The sequence below is a fragment of the Trichocoleus sp. DQ-U1 genome, assembly GCF_039961925.1.
In the GTDB taxonomy this organism is placed as follows: Bacteria; Cyanobacteriota; Cyanobacteriia; order Cyanobacteriales; family FACHB-T130; genus FACHB-T130.
The window spans coordinates 79461-89597 of record NZ_JAMPKB010000020.1 but is presented as its reverse complement, the minus strand read 5'-3'; the positions used below and the strand labels follow the sequence as shown (position 1 = coordinate 89597).

Sequence of the window (10137 nt, the reverse complement as noted above, 5' to 3'; positions counted from 1 at the left end):
CGTATTTCATTAGCTTTACTTATGAATTACCAGGGGTGAGCGTAGAAGACAGGTGAGCGAGCGCATAATTTCAGACCTCATATTACCCCAGCGACGACTTTTGCAAGAGGTCTAGTGTCCTTGGCTGGTATCTGTTCGCTTCGTTGTACCTGCCCTCGACTATGAGTAGAGGCACATTTCGTGCTTCAACTGCTGGCGTAGGAGAGCAGGTGCGCTAGCTATGAGGAGAAAATCAACCGATGTTACTGACTGAAAAAAATCGTATCGCCTTAATTTCAGTAGATGGCGATCCAGCGGTAGAAATTGGGCAAGAAGAAGCTGGAGGTCAAAATGTCTATGTGCGTCAAGTAGGATTAGCACTCGCTGAGCAAGGCTGGCAGGTGGATATGTTCACTCGCCGCAGCACTCCGGAGCAACTGGATGTCGTTCAGCATACGCCTAACTGCCAGACAATCCGATTAGCCGCTGGGCCAGCCCAATTCATGAGTCGGGATCGACTCTTCTGCTATTTACCAGAATTTGTTCAACAATTCCAGGCATTTCAGCAGCGTGAAGGTTGGCAATATACCCTGGTGCATACCAATTATTGGTTGTCATCTTGGGTGGGAATGGAACTGAAAAAGCACCAACCTTTGATACAGGTACATACTTATCACTCGCTGGGGGCGGTAAAGTATCGTACAGTTTCCGAAATTCCAGCGATCGCTTCCACACGGCTAGCAGTTGAAAAAGCGTGTTTGGAAACAGTGGATCGAGTGATTGCTACCAGTCCGCAAGAAGAAGATCAAATGCGATCGCTTGTTTCCACGATCGGACAGATTGAAATGATTCCCTGCGGTACAGATATCGTTAAATTTGGTTCCACTCAGCGCCAAGAAGCACGCCAACAGCTAGGAATTGCCACTGACGCCAAAGTAGTGCTGTATGTGGGTCGTTTTGATCGACGCAAGGGAATTGAAACGCTAGTCCGAGCCGTAGCAAAATCAAGCTTTCGCAAGTCTTGCGATCTGAAGCTTCTCATCGCAGGCGGAAGTCGTCCGGGACAGAGTGACGGCATTGAACGCGATCGCATTGAGAAAATCGTAGCTGAAGAAGGCATTGGCGATCTCACTTGCTTCCCCGGTCGTGTGGAAGATAACGATTTGCCTCTCTACTACTCAGCTGCCGATGTGTGTGTTGTCCCCAGTCACTACGAACCCTTCGGTTTAGTTGCCATTGAAGCAATGGCTAACCGGACGCCGGTAATTGCAAGTAATGTAGGCGGCTTGCAGTTTACCGTAGTGCCAGAGGTAACGGGTTTACTGGTACCTCCCAAAGATGAAGTCGCCTTTGCACAGGCGATTGACCGCATCCTAGCCGATCCCGATTGGCGAGACCAATTAGGCCAAATGGGTCGCCAACGGGTAGAAATTGCCTTTAGCTGGAATAGCGTGGCATTACGACTCAGCCATCTGTACACCAAATTACTGTGCCAAGCTGCTGTTGAATCTGCGAGCAAACCGCAGCTAGTCGCTTGAGATTTTTTTCCTTGAAAAAACTGAGTCTTTTGGGATGGGATTTTCATACCGATAGCGCGCCAGAAAAGGCACTAGAAAAGAGTTTTCATCCAACGGTTGTGGGCTTTCAGTGTATAGGCATTTCTTGCAATAAAAATAATCAATCTTCTTTGTTCCTCGCAAGGAGGAAATAAGACTCCCTCTTGTTTCCGAAAGTTAGGACAGGTTCTCAATATTTTTGCAAGAACTCTATTCCCCAACCCTAGACAAATTTATTCCAAATCGATGGATTGTCGGTAAAAGCGGGATATCCATCCAATCATTTGAGAGCAATTCAAGTAGTAAGAAAACGGCAAATTACCAAATTAGGAGAGTTGAAATCATGCTGAATATCGGAGATAGCGTACTACATAAGAAAACCGGACGCTCTGGCAAGGTTTTTGGCTATGGCTATCAGATGGTTAATAGCACTTACTTGCCAACACTGATCGTCAGAGTAGTTGAAGCTGCAAGTTTAAACCAGAAGAGTTTTGTAGAAGATTTGTCTTCGTCATGGATTCTGGAGGAAGAAGCTTCTCGGCTCTCGGCAAAGACTGCACGATAGAGTCTAGCACTGCTGCATTTGTGCTTTGAGCGATCGCTCAACACAAAACTCGGTCAGCTTCTGACCGAGTTTTGTATTTTTGTCAAATAGTTAGTTGTGAAAAACCCACTAATCCCATTTAACGTTATTCGGCAAAATCGCATTGTCGAGAGCCGCATCCTTCAAGTTAGCATTTATCAAGTTAGCCTCTCTCAAATTGGCACTACTTAAGTCTGCTTTCTGGAGATCGGCGCTATTTGCAAATACACCCGTTAAATTAGCTTTTTCCAGATTAGCCTGCGTTAGATCGGCACCTTCTAAGTTGGCATTCGCTAGGTTAGCTCCCTGCAAGTTTGCCCCTCTCAAATCAGCCCCAGTGAGATGGGCACTTACAAGATTGGCTCCTTTCAAGTCGCAGTTCTGACATTGCTTAGTTTCGATTAATCGTCTGACATGAGCGGGATTTTCGGCTCGGACGGGAGCAACTAAGCCTAAGGGAAGCAGAATCGCTGCGGCTGCTAAAAATTTTAGTTTCATATTTACTCCAATAATTTAAGTTTTTTATTTACGTTCTGGTATAATTCTAACCCTATGTTTTTTTGAGAAACATCGTACGATAGGGGGGAATCTTTCGGGTAAATACCCACCTAAAGTAATAAAAAGATTTTTGAAGTGAGTAGCGGCTAAGAGCAGCATCCCCAGAGCGATCGCTCTGGGGATCGAGTGTTGGCGTGCAAGGATTGCGGGGTGAAATTATCGCGTCGCTTGACATTTGCGCTTTTAGCGACCAGAAAGTGTAAATGCGAGCGCCTTTAAAGCAGGGGTTCCCCCGCCGTACTAAACTGGAGGTTACAGTTTTTAGCATTCTGAACTTGACTGAGTTAGCTGTGCGGAAAATAGTTATTGCCGGTAATTGGAAAATGTACAAAACTCAGACCGAGAGTCTGGAGTTTTTGCAAGGATTCATGTCTCACCTAGAAGAAACCCCAGACGAGCGGGAAGTAGTCCTAGCGGCTCCTTTCACTGCTTTAAGCATCATGTCTAAAAATCTGCACGGTAGCCGCGTGCAGCTGGGTGCCCAAAACATCCACTGGGAAGAAATGGGAGCCTACACAGGTGAAATTGCCGGACCCATGCTGACAGAAATTGGGGTGCGTTTCGTAATTGTGGGTCATAGCGAACGGCGTCAATACTTTGGCGAAACCGATGAAACTGTGAACCTACGGCTGAAAGCAGCGCAACGCTACGGTTTAACGCCCATTCTCTGCGTCGGCGAAACCAAGCAACAACGCGATGCAGGTGAAACAGAATCCCTGATTTCTACCCAACTGAAAAAAGGCTTGGTTGACGTTGACCAGGAAAACCTGGTTATTGCCTACGAACCTATTTGGGCAATTGGTACTGGCGACACCTGCGAGTCAAAAGAAGCAAATCGGGTGATTGGCTTGATTCGCACTCAATTGATAAATCCAAATGTCTCGATTCAGTACGGTGGCTCGGTCAAGCCCAATAATATTGATGAAATCATGGCGCAGCCAGAAATCGATGGGGCTTTGGTCGGGGGAGCCAGTCTGGAGGCTGCCAGTTTTGCCCGAATTGTCAACTTTCAAAAAGGATAAGGATGTTAGCGAAGCGGCGCTTTCTTCGCCGGATGACGGATGAATCAATCCAAAATCCAAAATAGCTTGACCCTGCGGGGTCAAACTTTTGACTGGGGACAGCGCACTTATTTAATGGGTGTGTTGAATGTGACGCCTGATAGTTTTAGTGACGGCGGAGACTTTAACACGCTAGGAGACGCCTTGGCTCAGGCTAAGCATCTTGTGGCAGCCGGAGCCAATATCCTCGATGTGGGGGGACAATCAACCCGCCCCGGAGCCGCCCAAATCTCTCTGGAAGAGGAATTGGATCGGGTGCTACCAGTGGTGCAGGCGCTCCGAAAGGGTGCAGAAGGAAGGATCGAGGATGACTTCGATTCTGCGGTAGGAGTCATAGAATCTGCTCAACACGGCAATCCCTTATCCCACCCTCCGGGATACATCCCTCATCCTTCTGAGGTTCCGATTTCCGTGGATACAACACGGGCATCTGTGGCACGGGCAGCGATTCGGGCGGGGGCTGATATCGTCAATGATATTTCCGGCGGTACTTTCGACCCGGAGATGTTTGCTGTGGTGGCAGAGTTGGGAGTCCCCATTGTGTTGATGCACATCCGAGGGACGCCAGCTACCATGCAGCAGATGACGAATTATCAGGACTTGATGGGGGAAATCTCCGAGTTTTTGTCAAGTCAAATTGAGCAAGCGATCGCAACTGGCATCGATCGCTCGAAGATTATCATCGATCCCGGCATTGGCTTTGCCAAAACTTACGAGCAAAGCTTGGAAATTTTGCAACGCCTACCGATGTTGCATTCTTTGGGCGTTCCTTTGTTAGTGGGACCATCCCGGAAAAGTTTTATCGGGCGGATTTTAAATCAACCCGATCCCAAAGCCAGAGTGTGGGGAACGGCGGCGGCTTGTTGCGGAGCGATCGCGGGAGGTGCTGATATCCTCCGAATTCACGATGTCCAACCTATGCACGACGTTTGTCGCGTCGCGGATGCCATTTTCAGAAAACAAAAATAGAAAAGCTAAGAGCGATCGCTGTCTTGAAATGCCTTAAAAAGTGATGTTTTTAATTTCAAATCAGCTCGACTCTTAAAACTCTTTTCATTTTTGTTTTTTACCTTTTACCTTCTAAGTTCCCGATCCATTGCCATTAGAGCCATTAGGAGGTTCAGGAGTAGACATTAAATCAGTCATGGCTTCTGATAAAGCTTTCGGGTCCATAAATACCACTTTGGAGTTAGGACTCGCACTCAATTTCTGATTGGCATCGACATATCTTTGAGCAACGAGAAACTGCAATACTTCTCTACTTAAAGGTTGTGACTGCAAAGCTTGGCTCAGAATTTCTATCGACTTCACAGTTCCCTCCGCTTCCAAGATGGAAGCGCGTTTCTTACTTTCCGCTGCTCGTTCCAGCTCCAGAGACTCCAAGACAGTTTTTGCGGGCGTAATGTCTCGTACCTCGACGCGAGTCACCTTAACTCCCCACGCAGCCGTCGCTTCATCCAACTGCTGTAACAAAGTCTGATTAATTTCGGTTCTGGAAGAATACGTTTGCTCCAGTTCCATTTGACCAATCGCAGAGCGAAGCGTTGTCAAAACTAAGTTTTCGATTGCTTGCTCAATATCTTCAACGGCGTAGTAGGCTTTTTCCAAATCCAGAATCTGCCAGTACACCACTGCATCAACTTTCAGCGAAACGTTGTCTTTGGTAATTGCCTGTTGAGGGTCAATATTCAAAAACTTCTCGCGGCTGGTTTCCTCCACCACAATTGAGTCAACAAAGGGAACGATAAAGTTGAGACCGGGCGCGAGTCTTCGATTGTACTGACCCAAGCGCTCTACTAAAGCTTGATTTCCTTCGTTGATAATTTTCACAGAACCCACTGTATAGCCGATAATCACTAAGGCGAGGGGGGCAAGAATCGTGATGGGGTCCATAATGCGCTCTCTCCTGAAGAGGCTACTGTCAAAAGTAGCGATTAGCTTAATGCTAACTTTTAATTAGTCACAGCTTGACTTTGATTAAATCAGGATTTTTATCCAAAACTCGGAGCCTTGCCTTAGTTTTGAGAAACATTTCATTGGGATGCCCGCCTTTCTAGGGCAGTGGTGGCAAAGCCAGCCACGAAGTAACGCTTGGGGGTAGTTGCGTATTCAGGCGCAGCGCCAGTTCTGGGGTAGAGAGAGATTGGGCGTAGGCGGGTGTTAAAAAGGGTTCGTAAGTTGAGGCGGCTGGAGTCAGCTGTTTGACAAATGCCAAGGTGACGCCTTTAAGCAGCTGACGCAGGGGAGCCGCTACTTCACCAGTGCGTTCGTTGACGAGGGTTGTTTGAGTGAGCTGTTCGCCTTGGCTACCAGGAGCAAAATCGCTAATGCTTAAGTGAGTTCCGCCAATTGCTGTGAGGAGATATTTCGGGCTGGGTAGTTGGGTAAAAGGTCGTAGTTGATGGTTCAGCGATGGAGTGAGGGGATCGCTGGTGCCAGTCAAGATTAAGGTAGGAGTGCTAACTTTGCCAAGACCTTTTTTGCCAAATAAGTCTCCCACGACGGGGTTCAGCGCGATCGCTTGCACCACGCGCCGATCCCGCAAGCTCAAACGTTGATTGGGCAGATCCGCTGCTGCACACTGCAACCAATCGCCCCCCGATTTCCCTAGAGGATTGCGATTTTTGCAAAATTGTCGCAACTCATCCAGATTCAGTTCGCCTCCTGCTAACGCTAAAGCCGTGTAGCCACCCAAGGAATGACCAATCACGCTCACTTTCTCAGTATTCAGTTTCCCCTGAAGGGAACCTGGTAGCTGGTTTAGCCGAGCTAGCTCATCAAGCAAAAAGCTAATATCTTTGGGCATGGCGACAAATTCGGACGCCGGTAACAAAGGCACTAAACCGGGTACTCCCACAGAGTTGCTGCCAAAATGCCCGCCAAAGATTTGGTTGGCATTGCTGCCCGGATGTTCGATGGCGGCGACGGTGATGCCATGAGACGCTAGGTGACGGGCTACATAAGCCAGGAAGGAGCGATCGGCTCCAAAGCCGTGGGAGAGGACGACGAGGGGATTCTGAGAATTTTGGTAAGGGGGCTTCTCGTTTGTGTTTGCCCAGTAAAGATCGACGACGATCTTGCGATCGCTGGTGTATGTCCCCAGAATCGGCTCTTGGCGTCGCCAGTCGTGAAAGGTCAGAGTCTGCTGCTGTACTGTTTCGGAACCCGCTTGGGCGGGGTTAAAGGCAGGACGAAATTTTCCTTTGGTGACGGTCAGTTCCCGCTCCAGTAGAGGGCTTAAAGCTCCGCTTTGCCAGTAGGGGGCGTTGAATTCTAGGGCGATCGCGATCGCTGAAGAGGCGTCTATGGTAATGGTGTCGGCTGGATAGGACTGCAAAAAGCTGATAACGCTTAAGCCGTTGGCTTGCCGCAAGGCTAGAGTTAGACCTGCTTGCAGTTGTTCTACCGTACTATTCGGGAGCGCCAATCCCAGCTTCTTGATTAATTCTTCTCCAACGGGCGATCGCAACACGTCTTTTACCACTTTGTCTCCCAAATTCGGATCTAGGTGCAAGCGACGGTTGAGGATGTCTCGAAATTCTGAGCTGAGCAATGCCTTGTAAGGCTTGAGACTTGCAGGAACTTCCCCCGTTTTGGCAAAATCTTCTAAATCTTCGATCGCGACCGATTGCTGAAACGGTCCCAAGCGCAGCGTTACCCGTTCTGCTGCTAAGACGGGTGCCTCAATTAACAAAAGTGCGATCGCGTTGCTTAAAGAAGTTAGCGTAACGCCCCATAATAAGCTTTGAGCAAGTAAGCGCGTCCGTCCGATCTGCCTTGCCGTTTCTGAAAATGGCGGCGTTTGCGTTCTTGAAAGCGACTTTCGGAAACCCTTGTCCCGAAACCAGTCCAGCTTTAACTTCATCATTTCCATTCACCCCGTTTGAGTGCAGCAGCGCCGTAATGTAGAAGCAATTCGATTGTGGTTGTTCCCATTCTTAAAAAGCTCTGCACTTGTGCGATCGCTTTTATAGAAACTGGATAGTCAGTGCTGTTAGCACAGCAAAGCCAAGCACGGACTCAGCGTACATAAGAATACGCCCCTGCCCCGAAGCTCGCTTAATTGCGACTATAGGTGCGGCTATAGGAAGGATACGCGGGAGAAGTATACCCTTTAATGCCATTGGCGACGATACCCAAGACTGTGCCACCGGATATTTTTAGTCCATCTAATGCTTTCATCAGCATAGAACGGTCTGTTTGATCGATCCCCACAACTAAGATGGTTCCATCTGTATTCGCTGCCAAGATGTTGCTGTCTGCTAAACCAACCAGGGGTGGTGAGTCGTAGATCACTAAGTCGAAACGGGCTTGAAATTGCTCGATCAGATACTGCATTTTATCTGACGAAAGCAGTTTGATCGGGTCTGAAGAGTTGTGACCTGATGTTAAGACAAACAGGTTGTTGTCTTCTGGCGATCGCTGAATGGCATCATTCAGACTCAAATCCGTGGCGATGATATCGCTGAGTCCGCGCACGTTCGGTAAGCTTAAGCGAGTATGCAGACTCGGACGCCGCAAATCGGCGTCTATCAATAATACCCGCTGACCAATTGCCGCTGCGGCTTTCGCCAAGTGAATGGCAACCGTTGATTTTCCATCTCCCGGTGTTGCGGAACTGATTGCCAAAGAGGTAATCGGCGTCCCGGAACTGAGCAAGCGAATATTGGTATAGAGAGAACGGAAGGCTTCCAAAAATGGCGAATCGGTGTATACATTTAGCTTATTGCGACCATTGCCATTTGCTTTATTGTCACCCAAAAGTTGATTTAAACCGGCAACATCCGCTGCGGTAGAGAGTTTGCTGGGTTTCTTGGGCGGTTTCTTGAGTTCCTTGGCAAAAGGAATCACTCCCAAAATCGGCAGTTTCGTTTCCCCTTTGACATCCTCGGGGGTATGGAAGACTGTATTGAGAGCCTCGATGAGAAAACCCAACCCGATACCCAATAGCGCACTTAAAACAATTGCGATCGCTAACTGTTTTTTCGTTTGTTTCGTCGCTACTGATATCAGGTTGCCATCTTCATCGCGCCGTAGCTGAGGCTCTTCAATGAGTTCCCAAGGCACTTCCTGCTGGGCAGCATCTAAGTTCAAGGCTTCTCGTTTGCCTAAAAATTGCTTGAGGTTATCGGTTGCAACTAATAATTTTCGTTGTATATCGGCGTGCTGGCGGGCTACCGCAGGTAATTCTTGCAGTTGTGCTTTGATTTTCCTTTCAGTTTTCAGAATTGTTTGGTAGCGCTCCTGTATTCCTTGGATTCTTCCCTCCAATTTTTTGAGAAGCCCTTGGGCTTGTTCGCTCAGCAACCGTTGCAAATTTTCCCGCTTTTCCTTAAGAACCAGAATCGGTGGGCTATCGTCCCGAAATTGGGGGGATTGTGCCGCAATAGTACTATCTAGAGTTTGAATCTGCGCTAGCAAGGTTTCGTAGGTTTTTGCATCAGTAGACAAAATTGCGGTAGAGTTCCCTTCTTGCAACTGTTTTTGCATACTGGCATATTGCGCTTGCGCGTCAGCGAGTTCCGCTTGGGTATCCGATCTTTGTCTTTCAAGCGTCAAAGCCTGCTCGTATAGCAAGGAATCTGCTTGTTCCGGATCGCTGACATTATACTGCTGCCGCAGTTTTTGGAGTTGTGCTTGCAGCGTATCAACTTGCCCTTGTAGCTGAGGTAGCTGCTGATTGATAAACTCAATTCCTTGTTTAAGGCTTGACAGGCGCTCTTGGCGGCTGTAATTCAGATAATTTTTATAAAGACTATCCAATACAAACTGAATTTTTTGCTGGTCTTCATCCCGGTAACTAACTTCTAAAATTTTGGTGCCGTATTGAACTCCATCTTTTTCATAATTGACTCGAAAAATTAAGAGTTTCGTCATTAAGGAGTTATATGTTATCTCCGGATATTTTTTTTGCAATTCCTTGATGACTGGCAACATCAATTTCGTACTTTGCAAAACTCGAATTTGCGTCTCATAATCCAATAAACTAGATTTTTCTACTTCGATTTTTTGGATATCTGCATTGTTCGTTTGAGACGATAAAAATTGCTTCGCCAATCTATCTTCAGCAGTCACGGGTTCCACCAAAAGCCGAAAAGCTCCTTCGTATTCTGGAGCAATCTGCTTTGAGGTAAAGACAATCATGCTTCCTGACATTACAGTTAATATAATTGTTACCCCTGCCATAACTGGGAGTCGGCGGCGCACAACCCCTAATAGCCATGCCAAGTCCAGCTTCTGTTCATCACTGTCGTCAGAGGGTCGAGTCAGGTGCCCTGGCAAGGACTGAGTCAACTTGCTATTGCTAGTGCGCTTATTAAAGAACGGCTGTGAATTGTGTTCGGTATCCATTTACCTATTAGATAGAAGTAGATAGAACAAAAAAAGCTAACTACGGTTT

8 protein-coding genes are annotated in these 10137 nt (G+C 47.6%); 4 read left to right on the top strand and 4 right to left on the bottom strand.

Annotated elements, in window-relative coordinates:
- The first annotated feature begins 239 nt into the window (after window positions 1-239).
- Together NDI34_RS11180 and NDI34_RS11175 are read left to right on the top strand one after the other, a co-directional pair.
- Window positions 240-1517 carry a glycosyltransferase gene (locus NDI34_RS11180; protein ID WP_348232669.1) on the top strand — a complete coding sequence of 426 codons (1278 nt, stop codon included), beginning with the start codon at window positions 240-242 and terminating at the stop codon, window positions 1515-1517.
- 361 nt (window positions 1518-1878) lie between these two features.
- Window positions 1879-2100, top strand: a complete 222-nt coding sequence (locus NDI34_RS11175; RefSeq protein ID WP_190428237.1) for a hypothetical protein — start codon at window positions 1879-1881, stop codon at window positions 2098-2100.
- A gap of 108 nt (window positions 2101-2208) precedes the next feature.
- Here NDI34_RS11175 and NDI34_RS11170 read toward each other — a convergent pair whose 3' ends face one another.
- Window positions 2209-2616 carry a pentapeptide repeat-containing protein gene (locus NDI34_RS11170; RefSeq protein WP_190411830.1) on the bottom strand — a complete coding sequence of 136 codons (408 nt, stop codon included), beginning with the start codon at window positions 2614-2616 and terminating at the stop codon, window positions 2209-2211.
- Window positions 2617-2966: 350 nt separating this feature from the next.
- Between NDI34_RS11170 and tpiA the strand changes: the two genes are divergently transcribed.
- Together tpiA and folP are read left to right on the top strand one after the other, a co-directional pair.
- On the top strand, window positions 2967-3698 hold the full coding sequence (tpiA, locus tag NDI34_RS11165; protein ID WP_348232672.1) for a triose-phosphate isomerase: 732 nt from the start codon (window positions 2967-2969) through the stop codon (window positions 3696-3698).
- A gap of 54 nt (window positions 3699-3752) precedes the next feature.
- Window positions 3753-4706 carry a dihydropteroate synthase gene (gene folP / locus NDI34_RS11160; protein ID WP_348232671.1) on the top strand — a complete coding sequence of 318 codons (954 nt, stop codon included), beginning with the start codon at window positions 3753-3755 and terminating at the stop codon, window positions 4704-4706.
- 111 nt (window positions 4707-4817) lie between these two features.
- Here folP and NDI34_RS11155 read toward each other — a convergent pair whose 3' ends face one another.
- The 3 genes from NDI34_RS11155 to NDI34_RS11145 all read right to left on the bottom strand — a co-directional run bounded on the left by NDI34_RS11155 (window position 4818) and on the right by NDI34_RS11145 (window position 10088).
- Window positions 4818-5630, bottom strand: a complete 813-nt coding sequence (locus NDI34_RS11155; protein WP_190429171.1) for a stomatin-like protein — start codon at window positions 5628-5630, stop codon at window positions 4818-4820.
- A 160-nt stretch (window positions 5631-5790) separates the two neighbouring features.
- Entirely contained in the window at window positions 5791-7605 is a 1815-nt protein-coding gene (locus NDI34_RS11150) for an alpha/beta fold hydrolase (protein ID WP_348232668.1), read from the bottom strand.
- 191 nt (window positions 7606-7796) lie between these two features.
- Window positions 7797-10088: a polysaccharide biosynthesis tyrosine autokinase gene (locus NDI34_RS11145; RefSeq protein ID WP_348232667.1), complete on the bottom strand. Its 2292-nt coding sequence runs from the start codon at window positions 10086-10088 to the stop codon at window positions 7797-7799.
- Window positions 10089-10137: the final 49 nt, after the last annotated feature.

Excerpts from the sequence above, each read along its gene's own strand:
- NDI34_RS11180 (WP_348232669.1), top strand. The coding sequence starts at position 240 with ATGTTACTGACTGAAAAAAATCGTATCGCCTTAATTTCAGTAGATGGC.
- NDI34_RS11175 (WP_190428237.1), top strand. The coding sequence starts at position 1,879 with ATGCTGAATATCGGAGATAGCGTACTACATAAGAAAACCGGACGCTCT.
- NDI34_RS11170 (WP_190411830.1), bottom strand. The coding sequence starts at position 2,616 with ATGAAACTAAAATTTTTAGCAGCCGCAGCGATTCTGCTTCCCTTAGGC.
- NDI34_RS11155 (WP_190429171.1), bottom strand. The coding sequence starts at position 5,630 with ATGGACCCCATCACGATTCTTGCCCCCCTCGCCTTAGTGATTATCGGC.
- NDI34_RS11150 (WP_348232668.1), bottom strand. The coding sequence starts at position 7,605 with ATGATGAAGTTAAAGCTGGACTGGTTTCGGGACAAGGGTTTCCGAAAG.
- NDI34_RS11145 (WP_348232667.1), bottom strand. The coding sequence starts at position 10,088 with ATGGATACCGAACACAATTCACAGCCGTTCTTTAATAAGCGCACTAGC.